Source organism: Gardnerella sp. DNF00747, from assembly GCF_049262675.1.
Lineage (GTDB): Bacteria > Actinomycetota > Actinomycetes > Actinomycetales > Bifidobacteriaceae > Bifidobacterium > Bifidobacterium swidsinskii.
Map to the genome: position 1 here is coordinate 533,918 of NZ_CP058394.1, position 23,070 is coordinate 556,987.

Genomic DNA, 23,070 nt, shown 5'->3' on the forward strand with positions numbered 1-23,070 from the left:
ACAAGTCGTAATATTTAACGCAAAAAGCCACTGGAAAACCAGTGGCTTCATGGCTCCTGCGGCTGGGCTTGAACCAGCGACCATTCGATTAACAGTCGAACGCTCTGCCAACTGAGCTACGCAGGAATATCTTGTACTCAACTAAGCGCTGTGCACAAGACATTTATATTACACGTAATTTTCAAAGATGCAAATATGGCGTGTTTTGGCGTGTCGAAACAGTGATTATAAGCATATGTTTTATCCACAATGCTTTAAAAGCTTATGATTTTCGCAAATTAGCTGCAAAACTTTTATAAAAGTCGTTTTATAAAAATATGGATGGGGAATATATGTGTATTCGCAAAAATTATGAATTATATTACAAAATATCTGCCTGTTTGGGGATTTTTATAATCTCAGTTATTTTATTAGATACGCTGTTTTTACAACCCGAAATTTCGCAAAATAGTCATCATCTTAAATATTATGTTGTAGAATCTGCTGTGACATGTTGCCACAAGTGTGCTCTTTCTAAAGGCTCTTATAGCGAAAAAACATGCAAGTCAGCTATGCAATGGCCTGTAAAACCTGCACGAATAGTAAAAGCTTTTAATCCTCCGCCTAAACCTTGGATGGCTGGGCATCGCGGCGTAGATTTAGCTGCAAGCACAGGGACTCCTTTATTTGCGCCTGCAGATGGCGTTATTAGTTTTGCTGGTAAAGTCGCTGGTAAATCAGTTGTGACTATTAGGCATGGTGAACTGACATCCACTTTTGAGCCTGCTGTAACAAAGTTTAGCGTTGGTGTTTTTGTGAAAAGAGGCCAGAATTTTGCACATGTCGAAGGAGGTTCGGACCATTGCGGCACAACTTGTGTGCAGTGGGGTTTAAAACGTAAAAATCGTACATATGCTAATCCTGAAAGAATGACTGTTAAGCGTCGCATTGTGCTTAAGCCTGTGGAATAAGCAAAATACTATATTTGTATCGTAGATATTTGTAGATAAATGAACAAAATTTATTACAATCTTGTAGATATTCGCATATGCGAAGGCTTGCAAATCGCGTATAGTAAAGATATACGTCAATTCAGCAGATAGAGGAGCTAATATGCAAGAATATTCTCGTCCACTTGATGAGTCTATTGATACAGATGTTAATGTTTTCTCACTGCTAGAAGAGCGAGCAGAGCGCAATCCTAATGGTTCTTTGGTTGAATACGTTGGAGCTGACAGCGTTTGGAAGTCATATACTGCTCAAGAATTTAGAGATAAAGTAATAGCTGTCGCTAAAGGCTTTATTGCTAGAGGGGTAATGCCTGGTGACGCTGTGTCAATTATTGCTCACACTTCATGGCAATGGACAATTCTTGATATGGCTATTATGTCTATAGGCGCATTGACAGTGCCAATTTATGAAACAAGCTCTTCGTTGCAAATACAACATATTGTTCAAGATTCTCAAGTATGTTCAATATTTGTGGAGTCTCCTGAAATGTTGCCAAAAGTAGAGGCTGTTCAAGAAGAATGTCCTACTCTTCACGACGTATATGTGATGAATCGTGGTGCTATCGACGCGTGCATTGAATACGGTAAAGCAGTAACTGATGCTGAATTTTATGAGCGAGTGCACGCTGTTAATGGAAGTGACATAGCAACAATTGTGTACACTTCAGGTTCAACTGGTGAGCCAAAAGGAATTGAACTTACTCATAGCAATTTTGTCTTTATTGCTAAATCAGGTGTTATTTCTATGCCAGACATTGCGTTAAAAGGCAGCCCGCGTCTTTTGCTGTTCTTGCCTCTTGCGCACGTTTTTGCTAGGTTTATGCAATTGTTCTGCTTTGCTGGAAATATAACTCTTGGTTTGACGAGTAATTTGAAAACTGTATTGTCTGATTTTCAAACTTTTAAACCAACATTTATTCTTGGGGTTCCACGCATTTTTGAGAAGATTTACAATGCTGCTTCTCAAAAAGCAGGCAGAGGAGTAAAAGGTTTTATTTTTGCTTATGCATCTAAGGTTGCTCGCGAATGGTCTCGCGCTCAGCAGTCTAGTTCAATGGTTCCTCCAATGCTCGCTCTTAGCCATTCAATATGTAAAAAATTAGTGTATGCTCCACTACTACACGTATTTGGAGGCTCTGTTTCATACGCTATTTCGGGCGGTGCTCCTTTAGATTTGTCGATTGCACACTTCTTTAATGGCATTGGTTTGCCTCTTCTAGAAGGCTATGGAATGACAGAAACTTGTGCTCCTTCTATGGTGAATCCTACGACAGGTTATCGCATTGGTACCGTTGGTTTGCCTGTAAAGGGTGTATCTGTTGCTATTGCTGACGATGGTGAATTGTGCATTAAGAGTCCTGCAGTATGCAAAGGCTACCATAATAATCCTGAGCTTACCAAACAGCAGATTGTAAATGGCTGGTTGCATACTGGAGATTTTGGATCTTTAGACGATGACGGTTTTGTGCGTATTACAGGCAGAAAGAAAGATCTTATTATTACTGCTGGCGGTAAGAACTTATCTCCAAATGCGTTAGAAGCTTCATTAATGTCTTCACCTATTATTTCTCAAGCTGTTGTTATCGGAGACAGGAAGCCGTTTGTTTCAGCAATTATTGCGCTCGATTTATCAGAAGTAAATACTTGGCTTTCTTCGCGTGGTGCATGCCCCGTACGGTCTTTAAAAGAAGCTTCACATAACGGTATTGTGCGAGCAGAAGTTGAACGTGCTGTTAGCAAAGCAAATGAGCTAGTTTCTAGAGCTGAGTCTATTCGCAAGTTCGAAATAGTTCCAGATGAGTTTACTCAAGCAAACGGTTTGATTACGCCAAGTTTAAAGGCGCGTCGTCAAGTTGTTGTAGAGCGTTATAACGACCTTATCGAACACGTTATTTATGCTCCACGCAAACGTTAGCTGTGTGTAAATTCGTGGGGAATATAGCTTGACTATAGCTTGAAGCTATATTCAAGCTGCAGATTGCGTTCCACAACTTATATTTCACAACTTGCGTTCCATAACTTGCGTTCAGAAATTGTATTTACAAGCCTGCGTCTGCTAATGATACGTAACCTGGGTCAATTAAACGTGACTTTAGATTTGTTGCGCTTACTGCCACTAGTCGCTCGTTAACAGTAGGGACAGTTTCCCCGTGTTCAATTTTTGTTTGCACTGTAGCGATTTTTTTGTCAAGTTTACCGTTTCTGTTCAAAGAATAACAAGTAGCAGTAAGATCTTGAACAATCTGCTTATGATTTTCTATAGTTGTCATCCATTGCTTTCCGCTCACAATGTTTGGCATAATATTTTTGTACGCGCCATAACCAGTTATTACTGGCCATTTCTTTGCTTCTGATTCTTCTTCCTCATCTTTTTCCTGCTGTTGTTGTAATTCTTTTTCGGATTTCTTTGCAGAATCTTTTGGAGCAGGAACTGGTCTTTTATTAAGATCTCGTTTCCCTATGAAGTTTCCGATAACGTCCGGCAAATTGAAAGATGGGTTTATATCTGCTGCGCTTCCTTCATAACCGAGATTGTTTAGTGCTTGTACGGCTTGTAAAGCAATTTGATCATCGAGCGCAATAATTCCATCAACGCGATGCCTTGAGTGTGAAAAAAGACTTGTACTTTTCGTAATTCGTTTTGTTAACTCATTTTTCACGGAGTCAGCTACATCTGCGTCGAAAGCAACATTGGTCCAGTCTTTTTCGCTACTATTCACATTCAATCTTCCAGAAGTGCTTATTAATGTCCCAGAAGCAAAATATGGTCTCAAAACTTTCCAAATGCCAGCGAATGCTTCTTCAGCAAAATCATCATGGAATGCTGTTTCGCTATTTGCATGCGTATTGTTGTTAGAATCATCATCTTCGCTTGCTTCGTCGCTGTTATTTTGTTGATTATTATTGTTTGCATTAATATTTTTTTGATTGTGACATGGCAAAAGAACTTCAATATAGCGTGGATTTTCTTTAGTTGCACGATCTAGAGCGATTTTTTGTATCAGAGTTGTTGCTTGAATTTCGCCAATGGTTCTTGCGTCAGATAAATGGAACATCACATCAGGTTTGAAACCGCTAACATTCCGTGAGAGCATAACAACGTGGATTCCCGCCTTTTTTGCTAGGTGAAGTGAGGATGCCAATCGTTTTTCTGCATTAAGCTCATCTTTAGATGATTGAGAGTTATCGTCGTTTTGTAAATTTAAGTCCTGAGTATTTGATTTTTGTGTATTTTCAGAATTAGACGCAGGCAACGTTGCATAATCTCCATAGTTATTATTGCCGTTTTTGCTAGTCCATGGAGCTATAACAATTGTCGTTTTACTTAATTGTTTTTTGATTTTTGAATTTTCAGAAACAGAATTGTGCTTTCCTGAATTATTCTGTTTTGCATTGTTCAATGAGCTTAGCAAATTTACTACATAATCTTGCACATCGCGGCTTTGTTCTGAAAGGCTAGAAGAAGTTTTAGTAGTAATAGAATTATCGTCAAATCCCTTATCTTTTAACGATTTTATTAATTCTGGAACCAATATGTCCCACGTGCTTAGAGGCTTATTACGTGTTATTGCTAATCCGTCTGATGGAGTAAAAACAATAACGTTACCGTGATTCGCTTGTTCTTTATTTTCAGATTTTAAAGAAGTTTTTGTTGAACTTGCGCACGAGCTAACAACAAAAAGCATCGTAACTAATGCTGCCAGCATAACTAAAGAACGATGCATAGTTCTGTTGCACAAACGAATCATAGTAGTGACCTCTCGTTTCGTGGTCTATCTGTTGCTGTCTATATGTGTTCTACTTGTAACTATCTTCTAACATTGTATATAGCCGTGTGCTAAATACTTACATTGCTATTTTAGTGAGCAAAATTATCTTATAGAACTTTTTATAAGACTTTCGCACATATTACGGTATTCGCTCACGTAGCCTCCACCAAAGAACACGCAATGTCCTGCAATAGGGTAGAGCTGCCAAATAATCATGCGCTGCTCAAAACCTGCTTTAAGTGGATGAACAGACTGATAGCCGTCTAAAATCTGCTTAAAATAGCTGATTCCAAATAAATGAAGCATCGCTAAATCTTCTTCGCGGTGTCCGCCGTGAGCTGCAGGGTCGATTAGAACAGCTTCAGTGTGTTCGCCGTCTGAACTTTTAGTCCATAACACGTTTCCGCTCCACAAGTCTCCGTGAACTCGAGCAGGCTTATCTTCTGCAGCTTTTCCTAATAAATCAGGCAGCGCATCAATAACTTCGTTTGTAAGATCTAAATCGCTTTGAGTAAGCTCTCCGCGAGCAATCCCAAGCTCAACCATAGGGCGCAATCGTCCGTCCGCAAGGTAGTCAATAACATTACTCCAAGTGCCAGTTGGCATTTCAACTGGATCACTTAAAGGTCCAAAATAGCATGTGCCATCGTAATCTGCAGGTGGCTCCCCAAAATATTTTGCACCGTAATCATGCATATGAGCGAGCGATGCACCAAACTCAAATGCAGCCATTGGTGTTGCTGAGTGAGTGTCAATGCGCTCAATATTAAGGTAACTGTTTCCCCAATCAAATACTTCAGCCACTCTAGGACCGCCATATTTGTGAGCTTCAGAAAGCCATTTTAAGCCTTTACCTTCGCATTCAAAGAAACGCTCAGGAGCGTATAATCTACTTTTCTTATATACAGCGTTGTTCATAGAAGCCTTCTTAACGTAGTAGCGCATACGAAACATGCGCTACACACTTAATAAAATATTTATTAATTTATTCCCAAACTCACTATTTTACTGAAGCATTAGCACAATGAGCGATGCTGCGTTTAATTTGCAATAAGATTAGTACAATACTTACGCCAAGTAGGATGTGTCCGATTCCTGCTAAACCAGTTATGGCAAAATCTATAGATGGACTGAGATGTAGACGTAGTACTTGTGCAATTCCACGAGTAACCATCATTAGTGCTGTGAGGTTGAGTCCAATATGATAAGTTACTAAGATTCGTGTAGTTTTTTCGTTACTAAAACTGAAGTTTTTCTCAACTAATATAAGTAACAGAAAAACAACCATGCCAAGCATAAAGTAGTGTGTGTGAACTACAGCAAGCATACTTTTTGCATGGAAAGCATTAAATTTTGTAAATTCGCGATAAAAGACGCCGCCAATCATGGCGAGGACAGCATACAACAAAGACGTATTAATATAACGTTTCATAACATGATTCATAGTAACTTCCTTACGTAGAGTGATAGTCAAATATTCCTTAGTAATGTTGCTGGTGTTACAAGTGTTTGTAAGCACTATTGCATAGTATGAGTGTTTTTGTAATGCGGACATACAGTTTTAACAAATTGATATCCAAAAAGCAATCCTGCTAAGGCTAATGCGGAGCCTAATCCCGTATAAAACACGGCAATAAAGCGTTCTGGAGCGATATTTGTTGCACGAAGAACAATTCCAAAAGTCATCATAAAAGCCATGATTATAAAAGATTTAACGTCAAAGAATTTAAGGAAAAACTGCTTGTTTTCTTTGTAAGCGTTGATTCTAGACACATGCTTTTTAACAAGTTTTCCAAAAATAAACACTTGGAATATCGCAAAAACAACTAAAGATAAAGTGAAGTTAATAGGAGATAAAAAGTTTGAGTATGCACCAACACCAATCTTAAGAATGTTAAATCCAGCAAATCCCCATACAAGGCATGCGATTAATAAAAGCGTGTTCTTTGATACCTTCATAACTAACCTCGTTAAATCATATTATTTCTAGTAAATTCTTATGTTGAACTCTTAAAACAATTGTAGTAATGATTTTTATAAAAAACGCTAAATAATAGTATTTTGTGAATTGTGCATTAAAACTTTCAAAAAACACAATAAAATATGCTTAAAAGTTGTAAAAAGTGTTGCAAATTGACGATATGAGTCGCTATAGTGCTTGTTTATGGAAGACAACGATCAACAATATGCAACAGCTGACAATAAAGCTACAGTCGCTGAGCCAGCTTTTCGTTACAACGCGCAGCTCGCACAAGATATTGAGCAGCGCTGGCAAAAAACCTGGGACGAGCAGGGCACATTTTGGGCCGCTAATGTTAAGGGCAATTTGAAGGATGGCGAAGGCAGGAATGCTGACGGTCGTCCTTCTTTCTTTGCAATGGACATGTTCCCGTATCCTTCCGGCAAAGGCTTACACGTTGGACATCCTCTTGGATATTTGGCAACGGATGTTGTAAGCCGCTACCATCGCATGAAGGGTGAGAATGTTCTTCATGCAATGGGTTATGACGCTTTTGGTTTGCCGGCTGAACAGTACGCTGTGCAAACTGGTCAGCACCCTCGCATTACTACCGAAGCGAATATTGCTAATATGCGCAGGCAGCTGCACCGCATGGGCTTGAGCTTTGATGATCGTAGGTCTTTTGCAACTATTGATACGAATTATGTGCGTTGGACGCAGTGGATTTTCTCCAAGCTTTATGACGCTTGGTACAACCCTGATTTTGTGCGCAAAGACGGCGGAAAAGGTTCTGCTCGACCAATTGCTGAGCTTGTTGATGAGTTTAAGAGCGGAAAGCGCGAAATTCCTGGTTTTGCAGGCAAAAAGTGGGAAGAGCTTAATAAAGTAGAGCAAGCGGATGTATTAAACAATTTCCGTATTGCTTATATTTCTAAATCTCCTGTAAATTGGTGCCCAGGCTTGGGAACTGTGCTCGCAAACGAAGAAGTTACTGCAGAAGGTAAGTCTGAACGCGGAAACTTCCCAGTATTCCAGCGCAACCTTCGCCAGTGGTCCATGCGAATTACCGATTATGGACACCGCTTGGTGGAAGATTTGAACACTATTGATTGGCCAGAAAAAGTTAAGCTTATGCAGCGAAACTGGATTGGCGAATCTCACGGTGCATCTGTGCACTTTGAAGTGCCATGTGCGGATGACGAAACGCGCGATTTGGAAGTGTACACTACTCGTCCAGACACGCTTTTTGGCACAACTTTTGCTGTTGTTTCTGTGAATCACCCAATTCTTGAGCATGTTCCAGAAGCTTGGGGTGCAGACGTTCCAGAAGGCTGGAAGGGCGGTTACGCAAGTCTTAAAGAAGGCTTGGCAGAATATCAAGCTCAAGCTCGCGCGAAGACTGCTAAAGATCGCACGGAAGACGCAGGAGCAAAAACCGGCTTGTTTACGGGTCTTTATGCAATTAATCCTGTAACTGGAGCAAAGCTTCCACTGTTTGCTGCTGACTACGTGCTTATGGGCTACGGCACAGGTGCAATTATGGCAGTTCCTGGCGGCGACCAGCGCGATTATGATTTCGCAAAAGCATTCGGTTTGCCAGTAATTTACACTGTTGAGCCTTTGCCTGATTCCGAAGAAAAGTTGGAGGATTACGAGGGTAAAGCTCCGTTTGTTTCTCACGACGGAATTGTTATTAATTCAGCAGTAGAACATACTCATAAGCTTGGCGATGCTTTGTCTATTAACGGTTTGCGCGTGGACGAAGCTATTAAAAAGGTGACGACTTGGCTTGAAGCTGCAGGCGTAGGAAAAGGTAGAGTTTCTTACCGACTTCGCGACTGGCTGTTCTCTCGTCAGCGCTACTGGGGTGAACCATTCCCAATCGTTTACGATGAGGACGGTGTTGCTCACTTAGTGCCAGATAGTGAGCTTCCAATTGCATTGCCGGACGTTCCTGATTATCAGCCAAAAACTTACGCTCCAAACGACGCAAATTCGGAGCCTGAAGCACCTTTGAGTCGAAACGAAGATTGGGTAAAAGTTCAGCTCGACCTTGGCGACGGCGTAAAAACCTACTATCGCGACACCAACACTATGCCAAACTGGGCTGGTTCTTGCTGGTATTACATGCGCTACTTGGATCCAAACGACGCTGAGCACATGGTTGACAGTGATGAATACGACTACTGGATGGGTACGAACCGTCCAGGCAAAGAGCATGTTTCTGGCGGTGTTGACCTTTATGTTGGTGGTGTAGAGCACGCAGTTTTGCACTTGCTTTACTCAAGGTTCTGGCATAAGGCGCTTTACGATTTAGGTTACGTGGATTCTGCTGAGCCATTCCACCGCTTGTTTAACCAGGGCATGATTCAGGCTTACGCTTATACGGATGAGCGCGGACAGTACGTTCCTGCTGACGAGGTTGAAGAAGGCGCTTCAAACGGCGCTGGTGAGTCAACCTTTACGTGGCATGGCGAAACTGTGAACCGCGAGTTCGGCAAAATGGGCAAGAGCTTAAAGAATATTGTGACCCCAGACTACATGTACGAAAACTACGGTGCAGATACGTTCCGCTTGTACGAAATGAGCATGGGTCCGCTTTCTGAGTCTCGTCCGTGGAACACGCGTAACGTTGTTGGTGGCATGCGATTCTTGCAGCGCTTGTGGCGTAACGTTGTGAACGAAGAAACCGGAGCTTGCGTGGTAACTGACGACGCTTTGGATGAGAAGACGTTGAAGATTCTTAACAACACAATTGCAGAAGTGACTGTGGAAATGGAAGCAATGCGTCCAAATACTGCAATTGCTAAGCTGATTGTGCTTAACAACCACTTGACTTCGCTTCCTCACGTGCCGAGAGCAGCTGTTGAGCCGCTGGTTCTTATGTTGGCTCCAATTGCGCCGCATATTTGCGAAGAAATGTGGAGCAAGCTTGGGCATGATAAGTTTATTGCTCACGCAGATTGGCCTGTTGCAGATGCTCGTTACGTTGGTGAGGATACTGTTACTGCCGTTGTGCAAATAAAGGGCAAGGTTCGTGCAAAGCTTGAAGTTGATCCAAATATTGACGCTTCTGAGCTTGAAAAGCTTGCGCTAGAAGCTGTAGCTGATCGCTTGGGCGGTAAGGCTCCGCGCAAGGTGATTGTGAAGGCTCCGAAGATTGTGTCTATTGTGCCAGACGAGAGGTAAGATTCGGCTTAATTAATGCTGTATTGCGCGATTTTTCGCGCTTTACAGCATTTTTTGTTATTCTTGGGTTTCGTCTATGAGTTTTGTAACTGATTTAGTTTTTTGGTTTTGACGAGGCTGGAAAATTTGTGTTTGCGTGCGTTCCGTCCTTCGTGCGCTCTGGTTGTTAAAGACGCTTATTGTGTTCGCCTATATTTAAAGAATGTAGCTTCTCAGTCCTCTTTTAGCACTGAACACAATTTTTCCAGCCTCTCAACACGCTAACCGTCAACACAAAACTCATAGACTCGTGCAGAAAGTTACGTAAAGTGCGTGGTTTTACTAAGTGCAACTAAAGTCGCTTAATTAAGCTGCGCATTGACTTGCCGGAGCGCTCAAAGCGTAGCGCGCGTAGGCATTTCAATGCGGAAACTCGCTTAAGTTGGAAGTCCAGTGGACTTCCAACGCGAGTTTCGTAGCGAGCGCGTTAACCGCGCGAGCGTTCCTTCAGTCGCTTTGGCTGTTAAAGGTTTTAACCACAGGCGCGTATTTTTGTTGCGAAGTGTTAGTAAGTTGCCCAATAGTTAAGTTAAGAACTTTAAGAGTTGGGGGATTTATGGAAGACTTTGGGCAGAATTTTGGGCAGAATTATGCGCATAATTTTAGGTTTAATAAGCCTGCGTCTGATTTGCCTCGGAGACGAATTGCAACGTCTTTAGAAGAATTTTCTAACAGCAATTTTGGTAAAAATTTTAGTGACGACTATTGCGAAAAAGCTTGTAATTCTTTTGATGAAGAAATTATAAGTAGCAAAACTTCTCCTAGATTTCACATGAAGCCTGTACATACGCTTGCTTTAATGCTGATACTAGTTGCAGCTCTTTGTGCAAGCCTGACAATGCTCATTTCTCAATCCTTAACATATCAACGAGTTCAGAACGAAAAAGCAGGCGCGTTTGCAATAGAAAACGACGATACTAGTCGCGAAAAGCCTTCTTTTAATAATGTAAAAGATAAGAATAAAAATGATGATGAAGAAAAAAGCGTAAGTAATGAAAGCGACGAAAACAGCGGAAGTGATGTAAGTGACGGAGATGATGTAAGTAAAGGCAATAACGGAAGTAAAAGCAACAACAAAAGCAACAAAGGTGACAGTAATAACAAAAGCGACAGAAGCAACGAGAATACTGCTTCTCATCAAAGTAACACTGGCAGAATCAATATAAACACTGCAACGCTTGATCAGCTACAAACCTTAAAAGGAATCGGACCCAAAACTGCTGCGCGCATTATTGCTCAGCGTAAAAGAGTTGGTTATTTTCGCAGTTTAGAAGATTTGATGCAAATTAAAGGAATTGGGCCTAAAACCTTGAATAAATTCCGTGGGAATGTTGACGTCAAATAGGTGAATTATGCGAGAAAACGTAGAAAAAGTAGAAAACGTTTCTGGAAGTCGTGATTTTCGTATGATTCCTGTTGCTGCAGCGTGCTGGGCTGGGTGCTTAATTGGAAAATTCTTATGCAATTTTACTATAATTTATTGCATTTCAATAGTTTTATTCAATGCAACTATAGTTTCGATTTTTATATTTTGCAAAAAATTTAAGTTTTTTATATGGCGCAGAACAGTTTTAGTAGCAATAAACGTTTTTGTAGCTGCGTGCATGCTTTCGTACATAACTCAATATGTGATATCTGGTGACGTTATTATGCGAGAAATACGCGGCAATAATCCTACTAAAGCACTGTATTTTCAAGGAAATAATGCCGAGCACGCGCATTTTGCAGAATTTACAGTAGTTGCTCCTGTGCGCTCGTCTAGAAGTTTTAAAGGAGATTGCCAAGCGAATGTTCAAGTGCATAAGTTTGATGCGCAAAAAAGTTATGTTCAAGCGCGACTGTATGCGTATTCGCCAATATGCAAGCAACTTAGCTATGGTTCGAGCCTAAGCGTTCCTGTTAGCGTGAAAGCTTCGAGATTTGATAGTAGTAAGCCTGAATTGCATGTAGAAAAAACTCAACGAAACTTGCATGTTGTACAAGACTCAGACTTTTGGCACAAAGCCGTTAGTAATTTGTGGAAATCGTTTTATGACGTAACAAATAAGCTCGATATGCAAGGCAGAATGTTGGTTCCTGGAGTAACTGTTGGCATGCTTGGGCAAGAATATGTGCCAGTAGAGGATGCAAGTTCACTTGAGCCGGTCGACGAAACTTATGCGAATATGACGCGTCAACATTTTCAACATGCTGGAATCATGCATGTTATGGCAGTTTCAGGCGGACACTTTTTGCTACTTAGTATGATTATTCGCAAGTTTTGCGCACGATTACTGTTGCCTCATTGGTCTACATCTTTAATACAAATTACGTTGCAAATTGCTTTGGCTGCAATAGTTTACCCTTCTGCATCTGTGCTTCGAGCGTTAATTATGGGAATAATATCCGCTGTTGCATGGTGTTGTAAACGACCATACCAGTCAGCTAGTGCTTTAAGTTGGACTGTTATAGGCGTGCTTGTGGTAAATCCCTCATACGCTTGGGACTATGCTTTTGCTCTTTCTTCCGCAGCAACTTTGGGAATTGTTGTTATGGGAGTGCCGATTTCTAAAACGCTTGCAAAATATATGCCATCTTGTGTTGCTTCTGCGCTAGCTATAACGCTTTCTGCACAATTTTGGACTATGCCAGTGCAAATTCTTATGCAACCGGAAGTGTCATTTATGTCTGTGCCAGCTAATCTAATAGTTGCGCCTCTTATGGATTGGGCAACAGTGTGCGGCTTAATTTCACTAGTTTGTGCGAGCTTTAACGATGGATTATCGCTTATTTTCGCTAGAGCTTCATCAATTGGAACAAGCTTTATGCAAAAGTGCGCGTGTTGGTGCGATGAAGTATCTTTTGGCGTGTTTCCATGGATAAAAGGTGCTGCAGGAGCGTGGGCAATGTTGTGTGCAGAATTTGTGATATTGGCTTTGTTTATGCTAGCTTTGCGCGCTTTTCGCAATAAGTATTATGCTCAAAGAGCTAGCATAATTGGTCAACTGTGGTCTGCTTCGGCAAAGCGAACGTTACGAGAAGCAGAGAAAATTTTCGAAGAGTAGCAAACACGCACGCATATTCGAATGCAATATTATGATGGTTAAGAGTTGGTTGGTTTAAGGAGCATTATGGCAGCAAATGATAAGCGTGCGCAACGCGTTATGCCAGTTACGCTGGTAGTTGGAGGTGACGCTTACTTAAACGAGCTCAATGCTCGAAATGTGCGTGAAAAAGTTCAAAAAAGTGCTCCGGATGCTGAAATTATTGAACTCGATGCGTCAACTGCGGATCAGTACGCATTTGACGAAGCTGTAGGTCCTTCGCTTTTCGGTGACGGAACGATTGTAATAATAAATAATTTGCAACAAGCAGACGAGTCTTTAGTAGACGCAATCGAAAATTTCTGCAAACAAGCGCAAAATAGTGAAAATAATTTTGTAGACTCTTCTGCAACTTGGGTTATTGCACGTCACGAAGGTGGGCTTAAAGGAAAGTCTATTATTACGCGCCTTACGAAAGCTGGCGCAAACACAATTACAGTACCGGATCTTAAAAAAGACGATGCAAAGCTCAACTTCGTTATGAGCATATTTGAGCGTCACAATCGAAGTGTTGAGCCTCAAGCAGCACAACGTCTTGTGTCAGTTTTGGGAAGTAAAACGGGAGAGCTTGCAGCATTATGCTCGCAATTATGCTTCGACTATGACGATAATCCAATAACGCTTGATATTGTCGATCGATACTTGGTTGCAGATCCGCAAGTTACCGGCTTTTTTGTTGCAGATAAAGCTGTTGCAGGTCATGCAGGTTCTGCTGTGCTTGCAGCAAGAACTGCAATTGCTCAAGGAGTTGACGCCATAGCATTAATAGGTGCTTTGGCTGCAAAAGTACGCGTAATTGCGCTCGCAATGGCAATTCGCAACGGCACGATTTCTAGTGCTGAAGCGAAAGTAAACCCGTGGGCTCTGAAAATGGCAATGCGTCAGCTTGCTGGATGGAATAGTGCAGGTGTTTCTCAATGTTTGCAATCTTTAGCTTGGGCGGATGAGCAGTGCAAAGGCGGATCTAGTGACGCGAATTATGCGCTTGAAAAATGTATTATGCTCATTGCGTCTCGAGGAAATTAGAAAGCGTAAATTAAGAATCGTGAATAAGAAACGTAAATTAAGAACTGCAAATTAGAAAGATTGTGTTAACTATGAAAGAAGAAACGGTGTCAGAACAGCAAAAAGTTTGTACTGTGCCTACGGATACTGATATGCGCGAGCTTGGTAAAGCTGTTGCAAAGCTAGTTAAAGAAGGCGACGTTTTGCTGCTTTCTGGCCCTCTTGGAGCTGGTAAAACAACGTTCGCTCAAGGTTTTGGCGCAGGGCTTTCAATTAGTGAGCCGATTGTGTCTCCAACTTTTACGATTGCGCGCGAATTGCATGGCACTTTTGCGGATGGTAAGCCGGCGACGCTAATTCACGTTGACGCTTACCGTTTGGGTGGCGAAGATTTTGCTCCGGGGCAAGATACTGTTTCGCGTTTGCTTGACGAGCTTGAATCTTTGGGACTTGACGAAGCTTTGGAAGAGCCAGGAGACGGCACTGTTGTGCTTATGGAGTGGGGTGAGCAAATGGCAGGAGTGCTTGCTGCTGAGCGCTTAGAAGTTCATATTGCAAGACCTATTGACTCTTCGCAAGTAGACGATTTTACTAGCGATGGCGAGCGAATCGTAACTTTGAAAGCTGCTGGCAAGGATTGGCTTAATCGACTTGCAAAATTGTAATTAAGAAATAGGCAGAGTAATACGCGAGTAATACATAAGTAAATAACGCAGTAAATAACGCAAGTTGTGCTAAGCGAGTAAGCTAGTCTGGTACGTGACTTCGAGGAATGAACATGAGTAATACGCTGATTATTGACACATCATTTGGCTCTACTGTTGGAATTGTGGACCATGAGCCGATTGTTGAAACCGACTCTCGCACTCACGTGGAGCGTTTACAAGTAAATATTGCAAAAGTTGTGGAGGACGCTGGGTTTAAGCCTTCCGATATTAAACGCGTGGTTGTGGGAGTAGGTCCTGCTCCTTTTACAGGACTTCGCGCAGGATTAGTTGCAGCAAAAGCGATTGCGTTTGCAAATAATGCTGAAATTTTGGGGTGTGATAGTCTTCTTCCTCAAAGTTTGATGATGCGTTCTGGCGCGTTCGAAGAAGCTCGCAAAAATGGCAGTATAGAGAAGGGTTTTCTACTAAATCTTCAGAATGATGCTGATTCTTGCGACTCTAATATTCGTCACTACGTGCTTTCACTAAATGATGCACGCCGTCGTCAAGTGTACATGTCCTTGTACGACGACGAAGGAAATGCGCTAATAGATATGGATATTGACTATCCGCAAAATGTTGTATCTCGCGTAAACGAGTATTTAGCAAGACAAACTAACGAAAATTATTGCGTGGATGTGCTCGGACACGGTGCTAAAAAATACGTTGAAGACTGGCGAAATATTGCGCATGTTGGCGTTATTGCAGAAGTTTGCGCGCTTGACTTGGGTGTGCAAGGCTTGCAAATTTTCGAGCAATGCTCTTTGGAATGTGCAAATAAAGATGAGCACGTAAAAGCTGTTGAACCGCTGTATTTGCGCCGTCCGGACGTGTCTGTGCCAAATCCGCTTAAGCATGTGCTTGGCTCTGGTGAAGCGAATAAGGCAAAAGAGAAATAGAAGCGTTTTAACGATTTGAGTAATTATGATTGTTGATATAACGCGTTCTCAATTTCCAGCAGTAGCCGAGAATTGCAATATAGTTCCAAAGTGCGATTTTACTTGCGATGAGTTAGCGCAAAAAATAGCGCCTATTGAAGCTGACTTGTTTGGCAAAGGCTCATGGAATGAGAGCATGATTTCGCAAGAATTACAAGCTCCTATGCGCGCGTATTACGCTCAAATCGACGAAAATACGCATACATTATGCGGGTATGCTGGCTACTGGTTTGACGGCGATGACGCGCAAATAATGACAATTGGCGTTGCAAAACAATATCAACGAAAAAGCATAGCCTCTAAGCTTTTGTTGACAATGATTAAAACTGCAAAACAAATTGGTGCTAAACGCATGCTGCTAGAAGTGCGAGTTGACAATGTTCCTGCGCTCGCGTTGTATGAACGTTTTGGTTTTAAGAAAATGGGTTTGCGAAAACGTTACTATCAGCCGGAAGGTGTGGATGCGTACACAATGTGCGCTGATCTAACCGCAAAAAATAACGGAACTGAGGAATAACGAGGAATAACGAGGAATAAAATGAGCGAAGCAATCGTATTGGGAATTGAATCAACTTGTGACGAAACTGCCGCAGCTATTGTGCGCGGACGCACGCTGGTGTCAAATGTGGTGGCATCTTCAATGCAAGAGCATGCGCGCTACGGCGGTGTGATTCCAGAAATTGCTTCTCGTGCGCACGCTGAAGCTTTTGTGCCGGTTGTTTCTAAAGCTTTAGCAGACGCAAACATGGATTTAAGCGATATTGACGCGATTGCAGTAAGCGCAGGTCCTGGTCTTGCTGGCTGCTTAGCTGTGGGAGTTTCGGGAGCTAAAGCATTAGCTTGGGCTGCAAATAAGCCGATTTATGGTATTAATCATGTAATTGGGCATATTGCAGTAACGCAATTGCAATTCGGCGATGTGCCGGAAGATGTACTTGCTTTAATTGTTTCCGGCGGTCACACTTCGCTTCTTCACGTGAACGATATTGCTAAAAGTATTGACGTTGTTGGCACAACTTTGGACGATGCTGCCGGCGAGTGCTTTGATAAGGTTGCGCGATTGCTTGGATTCCCATACCCGGGTGGTCCTCATATTGACAGGCATGGAAGGCTTGGAAATCCGGATACTTTGAAAGTTCCGCAAGGTTTAACGCAAGGTCGTTCCGGCAAAGAGCATCCGTACGATTTCAGCTTCTCGGGTGTAAAAACTGCTGTTGCTCGTTGGGTTGAAGCGCGTGAAGCTCAGGGTCTTGAAATTCCAGTTGATGACGTGTGTGCTTCTTTGGCTAATTCTGTGGCGGAAGTGCTTTCTAGAAAAGCTATGATGGGCTGCGAGCAGTACGGTTCTAAAACGCTTATGATTGGTGGCGGATTCTCCGCTAATTCGCAGCTTCGTGAGCATTTGTTGGCTTGCGGCAAGGAGCATGGAATTGAAGTGCGTTTGCCAGAGCTTAAGCTTTGCACGGATAACGGTGCGATGGTTGCAATGCTAGGCGTGAATTTGGTAGAAGCAGGGGTTCGTCCTTCTGCTCCTGATTTTGCAATCGATTCTGCTATGCCGCTTACGACGGTGAGCTTATAATAGTAGAAATAATAAAAGTCGCGCTAAGAAATCGTGCTCTAAAAATAAGTGAGGTGTTTTGTGCAGTCAGTTAATTCGCGTAGTGGAGTGTTACGAGTAGGTGAGAAGATTCAGTTCACCGATCGTAAAGGTAAGCGAATTACCGCACAACTTATTGCAGGCGGGGTTACGCAAACTGAGCATGGTCTTATTTGTCACGACGACGTGATTGGTCAAAGCGAAGGCGTTGTAATTACTACTGTTAGCGCAAAGCGCGAAACGCAACAAACTATTGTTGATCCTTCTAAATCGTCCAACAAACCTTGGAAGGCGGCGCGCGCTATTGGTGGCTGGGATTATGTAGTTATGCGGCCGCGCATGGTTGACTACGTGCTTTCTATGCCTAGGGGTGCGCAAATTATGTATCCGAAAGATATTGCGCAAGTAATCGCTTTAGGAGATATTCGTTCTGGCACGCGCGTTTTGGAGTCGGGGGCAGGCTCTGGCGCGATGAGCTTAAGCCTTTTGGACGCAGTTGGGGAGTGCGGAAAGCTTACTACGATTGAGCTTCGTCCGGATTTTGCACGAATTGCTGAATCTAACGCAACTTTGTACTACGGAAAGCGACCAGAATGGTGGAATTTGCTTACTGGCGATTTTGATTCTGTTGCAAAAACCTTAGATGCGCACAGCGTGGATCGCATTATGCTAGACATGCTTGACCCTTGGAATCGCCTTGAACAAGCACATCGCGTTATTGTGCCTGGAGGCGTGCTTATTGCGTACGTTACGACCACTACGCAAATGTCTCGCATGGCTGAAGCTTTGCGAGAAAGTGGCATGTGGACTGAGCCAGAAATTCAAGAAACATTGGAGCGCACTTGGAAAGCTCAAGGTTTGGCTGTGCGCCCGGATCACGCGATGATTGGTCACACTGGATTTTTGATTGTTTCACGCGCAATGGCTGAAGGTTTTAGTGCTTTGAAGAAGCGTGAACACGGTACTAAAGATACTGTGAGCGATATTGACGATATGACAGCAGAAGAGCGCGCTGAACAGTTGGAAGACTTGTCTTTGCGCGATATTTCGGATCGTAAATTGCGTAAAGTTTTACGTGATTTAGATGTGCAGCTTGCGCAATTGCCGGAAGATTCGCAATCGCAAGATTTGCAAGATTCGCAGTCTGCACAACAATCAGCGCATAATCAAGCTAAGTAGGAGAGCATTATGGCATCACCAATGAAAAAGCTTATGAAGAAAGCACATCATAGTAAGTACGTTTTGTTGCTGATGCGTCATGCGAAGGCTGAAGCTCCTGAAATGGGCGACGACTGGGGTCGTGGTCTTACTGATAAGGGCTTGAAGCAGGCGAAAATTATGGCAAAAGGCTTGGAATCTTTGAAGCTTGTGCCGAATTATATTGTGTGTTCTAGTGCGAATCGCACTGAGCAAACTTTGAAACGCATGTTGAAGCGTTTTGGCGACTCTCCTGTGGTTGAGTCGCGCAAAAGTCTTTATGATGGCGGCATGCAATCTGTTATGGACGAGTTGCAAGCGATTCGAGGCGATGTTCATACGACGATGATTGTTGGGCATGAGCCGACGATGTCGATGGCTGCGCAGTGGCTTTCTTCGCCTGATTCGGATCCGGATGTGCTTGGGGCGATGCGTTTGGGGCTTGCTAATGCGTCGGTTGTGGTGCTTGTGTCTGATCGTCCATTCGCGACTTGCGGCTTGCGCGGCGCCACGGCCCTCGCAATCCTTACGCCCAAATCCTTTGCCTAGCTAAGAATGCGCTGATTTCTGTTGTTCAAGGCACACTAGCATCAGTGCTGCCGCCCACACCACGCCAAAAAATAATCCCCCCGCTGCGCACCCACCCGTAGCTTAATTGCATAGTTTATGTTATTTTGATTGGTTTGTTGTGAGCAATGGAAATTGCTTGGTCGAGCAATATAAAAGCGGAGCGATAGTAATATCTTTTTGATAAATAACTATTTTTGAAAGAAAGTAAGTAAAAAACTAAACTTAACTATGCAACCTTTAAGTCTAAATAAGGTATAAGAGCGTAGCGCTGCGAGACAAGTAATTTCCATTGCTCACATTTCGCCAAGGAAAAGAAACACGCACGAAATTAAGCATATAAATTAATCTTATAACGACACCCCAAGTTCTTGAATGACCGCATTCAAGCATTTCTTTGCTAGGCTAAAGCGAGTCAAAGAAATTTTTTGGAGGATGTATGTCTACGGTTTTTACTTCGGTTTCCGGTTTTCCACGTATTGGCGCTAATCGTGAGTTGAAGAAGATTATTGAACGTTACTGGAAGCAGGATGCTTCTTTGGATGAAGTGCGTGAAGTTGCTCAGTCTTTGCGAGCTAAGCATTGGCGTTTGCAAGCTGAAGCTGGGATTGATTTAATTCCAAGTAATGATTTTAGCTACTATGACCAAATGCTCGATACTGCTATTTTGCTTGGTGCTGTGCCTGAGCGTTACAATGCTTTGAATTTTGAGCATGCTGAGGATACGCTTTTTGCCATCGCGCGCGGCTACCAGGGTGAGCGCGGCGATGTGACGGCTTTGCCTATGAAGAAGTGGTTTACTACGAACTACCACTATATTGTGCCGGAAGTTGAGAATCCGCAAGACTTGCATTTGGCTGGAACTAAGCCTTTTGACGAGTTTTTGGAGGCTCGCGCGCAGGGTTTGGAAACGAAGCCTGTGCTGATTGGTCCGTACACTTTTTTGAAGTTGGCTCGTACTCCTGAAGCTCAGGAGTTGGAAGTAACAGAGTCTGTGATTTCGGCTCTGGCTTTTGCTTATGCGAGTATTGTTAAGCGTTTTGGCGAGCTTCACGCAACTTGGTTGCAATTTGATGAGCCTTATTTGGCGTTGGATAAAGAGCAAGGCGATTTGGAGCTTTTTGAAGCTTTGTATAAGCCTTTGCTTGAAGCCAGGAGTGCGGAAGTTAAGCTTCTTCTTAACACGTATTTTGGCAATATTGCTGACGCTTACGAAACTGTGAATGATCTTGGTTTTGACGGCGTTGGCGTTGATTTGGTGGAAGGCAAGGAAGAAAATCTTGCAGCCATTGAGCATTATGGTGTGAACGAAAAAACTACGCTTTTTGCAGGCGTTGTGAACGGTCGCAATATTTGGCGCAACGATTATGCTGTAAGCCTTGGTTTGGTTGACGCTTTGCGCGAGAATATTACGGATCGCGTGGCTGTTTCTACTGCTTGCTCGCTTCTTCACGTGCCTTTTAGCACTGTTGGTGAGGATGCTTTGGGTGCGGATGTTTTGCAACATTTTGCTTTTGCTGTTGAAAAGTTGCAGGAGATTCGCGATATTGCCAATCTTGCTACAGAAGGCGACGAAAGCCGCAAATCTAGTAACGTTTTGGCTAAAAATCAGGCTTTGTTTGACGGTTCACGCGTGAAAGCGGATGTTGCTGTTGCTAATCGTCTTGCGAATCTTAAGGATTCTGATTTTGTGCGATTGCCTAAGAGGGTGGAGCGTCAGCGTTTGCAAAAAGAAGCTCTTGGCTTGCCGGATTTGCCAACGACAACTATTGGATCCTTCCCACAAACTAAGGATATTCGTAACGCTCGTGCTGATCTTCGTAAGGGCGAAATTACTCGCGAAGCTTACGACGAGTTTATGCGCAATCGCATTGCTCAGTGCATTGAGCATCAGGAGCAAATCGGCTTGGATGTGCTTGTTCACGGCGAGTTTGAGCGAAACGACATGGTTGAATATTTTGGCCAGCATTTGCGCGGCTTTAAGTTTACGAAGAACGCTTGGGTGCAGTCTTATGGCACTCGCTGCGTGAAGCCTCCAATCGTGTGGTCGGATGTTTCTCGCGAGTCTGCAATTACTGTGTCGTGGAGCGCTTATGCTCAAAGCTGCACGAAGCATATTGTTAAGGGCATGCTTACAGGTCCTGTGACGATTCTTAACTGGTCTTGGCCTCGCGAGGATATTACGCACGAGGAGCAGACTCAGCAGTTGGCTCTTGCTATTCGCGATGAGGTGTTGGATTTGGAGCGAGCTGGTATTCGTGTGATTCAGATTGATGAGGCTGCTTTGCGTGAAAAGTTGCCGCTTCGTCGTTCTGATTGGCATAAGAAGTATTTGGATTGGGCTATTGCTGCTTTCCGCCTTGTTCATTCTGCTGTGGCTGCGACTACGCAAATTCACACGCATATGTGCTATTCGGAGTTTAATGACATTATTCGTGACATTGACGCTATGGATGCGGATGTGATTTCTTTTGAGGCTTCTCGCGGTGACTTGGTTGTGCTTGACGCTATTCACGACGCGCATTTTGAGACTGAGGCTGGCCCTGGCGTTTACGACATCCATTCTCCTCGCGTGCCTGGTAAGACGGAGCTTGTGGAGCGTATTCACGAGATTTTGCGCAAGATGCCTGCCGAGAAGCTGTGGATTAACCCGGATTGCGGTCTTAAAACTCGAGGTGACGCTGAAACTTGGCCAAGCTTGGAGAATCTTGTTTCTGCAGCTAAAGAGGTTCGCGCGCAATTGCAAGCTAACAAGCTAAGCAATCAGCAGTGCAATTCTCAGTGCAAGGGGTGAGTTATGCCATATAAACCAAAGTTTTCGCTGGAAGTTTTCCCACCTAAGCGCACATCTCCTATCGGTACGATTTATGATACTTTGGATGGGTTGAAAGGCCTTGACCCGGATTTTATTTCGGTTACTTACGGCACTGGAAAGCTGCAGGATCGTACTGCTACTGCGCGTATTGCGAATACGATTCGCTCCGAATATGGTATTGACGCGGTTGCTCATTTGACTGCTCGATACCTTGATTATGATGCTGTTGATGAAGCTTTGGAAATGTTTGATAATGCTGGTGTTTCCGGGGTTTTGGCTTTGCGCGGCGACGTGATTGCGGGCCAGGAATCGGCAGGCGTTTTTGAGCACGCTAGTGACTTGGTTTATTATATTCGTTCAAAGCACCCGGATTTGCCGATTTTGGGTGCTTGCTACCCGGAGAAGCATCCGGAAGCGGAAAGTTTGCAAGCGGATATTGATAATTTGAAGCGCAAGGTTGATGCGGGTGTTACGCATTTAATTTCGCAACTTTTTTACGATAACGAGGATTTTTTGCGCTTCCGTGATTTGGCGCGTGCGGCAGGCATTAATGTGCCGATTGAGGCTGGAGTGATGCCTGTTGCGAACGCTTCGCAAGTTAAGCGCATGACGAGTTTGTGTGCGTCTCGCATTACTTCGCAAGTTTCCGCAATGATGGATCGTTGGGGGAGTAATGCTGATTGCTTGCGCGATGCTGGCAGTATTTTTGCTTCTCAGCAGATTAACGATTTAATTGCTGAAGGTGTGGATGGTATTCACTTGTATACCATGAATCATCCGGGTATTGCGCGAAGGATTTGGGCGAATGTGAAGCCGCTTTTTACGAAGATTGGGTAGGTGGTAGCGTTTGCGAGTTTTGGGGGATTTCTTTATTTGCGGTTTTATTTTATGCAAAGGTGAGTGATAGGAATTACTTGTCTCGCAGCGCTACGCTCTTATACCTTATTTGGACTTAGCGGTTGTGTAGTTAAGTTTAGTTTTTTACTTACTTTTTCTGCAAAAATAGTATTCGTCAATAATATTATTACTATCGTTCCGCTTTTATATTGCTCGACTAAGCAATTCCTATCACTCACACGTTAATTCACTCACAATTGTTTTTGTTGTGGTGGGAAGAGTGCTTGGAGTGGCACATGCAGTAGCACGGATGTTAGTGTTCACTAATCAACAGGAATCAGCGTCTGCACAGAGCGCAACTGCAAAACTTCATA

Annotated in this window: 18 protein-coding genes and 1 tRNA gene; 14 read left to right on the forward strand and 5 right to left on the reverse strand. The window is 43.2% G+C overall.

Going from position 1 to position 23,070, the window contains the following annotated elements:
* Positions 1–50: 50 nt before the first annotated feature.
* Positions 51–126 (reverse strand) — tRNA-Asn (locus HXT32_RS01920).
* A 206-nt stretch (positions 127–332) separates the two neighbouring features.
* Between HXT32_RS01920 and HXT32_RS01925 the strand changes: the two genes are divergently transcribed.
* Together HXT32_RS01925 and HXT32_RS01930 are read left to right on the forward strand one after the other, a co-directional pair.
* Complete coding sequence (locus HXT32_RS01925; protein ID WP_012914292.1) at positions 333–950, forward strand: M23 family metallopeptidase; 618 nt, start codon at positions 333–335, stop codon at positions 948–950.
* 142 nt (positions 951–1,092) lie between these two features.
* Positions 1,093–2,904 (forward strand): AMP-dependent synthetase/ligase, encoded by a 1,812-nt coding sequence (locus HXT32_RS01930; protein ID WP_422119022.1) that lies wholly within the window; start codon positions 1,093–1,095, stop codon positions 2,902–2,904.
* 124 nt (positions 2,905–3,028) lie between these two features.
* Here the strand turns inward: HXT32_RS01930 and HXT32_RS01935 are convergent, their stop codons facing one another.
* The 4 genes from HXT32_RS01935 to HXT32_RS01950 all read right to left on the reverse strand — a co-directional run bounded on the left by HXT32_RS01935 (position 3,029) and on the right by HXT32_RS01950 (position 6,718).
* Positions 3,029–4,738 (reverse strand): hypothetical protein, encoded by a 1,710-nt coding sequence (locus HXT32_RS01935; protein WP_064621437.1) that lies wholly within the window; start codon positions 4,736–4,738, stop codon positions 3,029–3,031.
* A gap of 123 nt (positions 4,739–4,861) precedes the next feature.
* Complete coding sequence (locus HXT32_RS01940) at positions 4,862–5,677, reverse strand: fructosamine kinase family protein (protein WP_064621436.1); 816 nt, start codon at positions 5,675–5,677, stop codon at positions 4,862–4,864.
* 82 nt (positions 5,678–5,759) lie between these two features.
* Positions 5,760–6,203 carry a DUF2871 domain-containing protein gene (locus HXT32_RS01945; protein WP_012914288.1) on the reverse strand — a complete coding sequence of 148 codons (444 nt, stop codon included), beginning with the start codon at positions 6,201–6,203 and terminating at the stop codon, positions 5,760–5,762.
* A gap of 74 nt (positions 6,204–6,277) precedes the next feature.
* The gene (locus HXT32_RS01950; RefSeq protein WP_119522712.1) at positions 6,278–6,718 is read right to left on the reverse strand and encodes a hypothetical protein; all 441 of its coding nucleotides are present in this window, start codon (positions 6,716–6,718) and stop codon (positions 6,278–6,280) included.
* 205 nt (positions 6,719–6,923) lie between these two features.
* Between HXT32_RS01950 and leuS the strand changes: the two genes are divergently transcribed.
* From leuS to metF, 12 genes are all read left to right on the forward strand, one after another.
* Positions 6,924–9,908: a leucine--tRNA ligase gene (gene leuS / locus HXT32_RS01955; protein ID WP_422119023.1), complete on the forward strand. Its 2,985-nt coding sequence runs from the start codon at positions 6,924–6,926 to the stop codon at positions 9,906–9,908.
* A gap of 595 nt (positions 9,909–10,503) precedes the next feature.
* Positions 10,504–11,292 carry a ComEA family DNA-binding protein gene (locus tag HXT32_RS01960; protein WP_422119024.1) on the forward strand — a complete coding sequence of 263 codons (789 nt, stop codon included), beginning with the start codon at positions 10,504–10,506 and terminating at the stop codon, positions 11,290–11,292.
* 7 nt (positions 11,293–11,299) lie between these two features.
* Positions 11,300–12,991: a ComEC/Rec2 family competence protein gene (locus HXT32_RS01965; protein WP_064621711.1), complete on the forward strand. Its 1,692-nt coding sequence runs from the start codon at positions 11,300–11,302 to the stop codon at positions 12,989–12,991.
* A 66-nt stretch (positions 12,992–13,057) separates the two neighbouring features.
* Positions 13,058–14,056, forward strand: coding sequence for a DNA polymerase III subunit delta (gene holA, locus HXT32_RS01970; protein WP_421783427.1), 999 nt, complete (start codon positions 13,058–13,060; stop codon positions 14,054–14,056).
* A gap of 71 nt (positions 14,057–14,127) precedes the next feature.
* Positions 14,128–14,700, forward strand: a complete 573-nt coding sequence (tsaE, locus tag HXT32_RS01975; RefSeq protein ID WP_012914282.1) for a tRNA (adenosine(37)-N6)-threonylcarbamoyltransferase complex ATPase subunit type 1 TsaE — start codon at positions 14,128–14,130, stop codon at positions 14,698–14,700.
* 113 nt (positions 14,701–14,813) lie between these two features.
* Complete coding sequence (tsaB, locus tag HXT32_RS01980) at positions 14,814–15,641, forward strand: tRNA (adenosine(37)-N6)-threonylcarbamoyltransferase complex dimerization subunit type 1 TsaB (RefSeq protein WP_064621713.1); 828 nt, start codon at positions 14,814–14,816, stop codon at positions 15,639–15,641.
* A 25-nt stretch (positions 15,642–15,666) separates the two neighbouring features.
* Complete coding sequence (gene rimI, locus HXT32_RS01985; RefSeq protein WP_064621714.1) at positions 15,667–16,197, forward strand: ribosomal protein S18-alanine N-acetyltransferase; 531 nt, start codon at positions 15,667–15,669, stop codon at positions 16,195–16,197.
* 21 nt (positions 16,198–16,218) lie between these two features.
* Positions 16,219–17,262 (forward strand): tRNA (adenosine(37)-N6)-threonylcarbamoyltransferase complex transferase subunit TsaD, encoded by a 1,044-nt coding sequence (gene tsaD / locus HXT32_RS01990; RefSeq protein ID WP_064621715.1) that lies wholly within the window; start codon positions 16,219–16,221, stop codon positions 17,260–17,262.
* Between the two features lie 60 nt (positions 17,263–17,322).
* The gene (locus HXT32_RS01995) at positions 17,323–18,459 is read left to right on the forward strand and encodes a tRNA (adenine-N1)-methyltransferase (protein ID WP_064621716.1); all 1,137 of its coding nucleotides are present in this window, start codon (positions 17,323–17,325) and stop codon (positions 18,457–18,459) included.
* Positions 18,460–18,468: 9 nt separating this feature from the next.
* The gene (locus tag HXT32_RS02000) at positions 18,469–19,026 is read left to right on the forward strand and encodes a SixA phosphatase family protein (protein ID WP_004108244.1); all 558 of its coding nucleotides are present in this window, start codon (positions 18,469–18,471) and stop codon (positions 19,024–19,026) included.
* A gap of 457 nt (positions 19,027–19,483) precedes the next feature.
* Positions 19,484–21,838, forward strand: coding sequence for a 5-methyltetrahydropteroyltriglutamate--homocysteine S-methyltransferase (gene metE / locus HXT32_RS02005; RefSeq protein ID WP_422119025.1), 2,355 nt, complete (start codon positions 19,484–19,486; stop codon positions 21,836–21,838).
* A gap of 3 nt (positions 21,839–21,841) precedes the next feature.
* Entirely contained in the window at positions 21,842–22,696 is an 855-nt protein-coding gene (gene metF / locus HXT32_RS02010; protein ID WP_004108239.1) for a methylenetetrahydrofolate reductase [NAD(P)H], read from the forward strand.
* Positions 22,697–23,070: the final 374 nt, after the last annotated feature.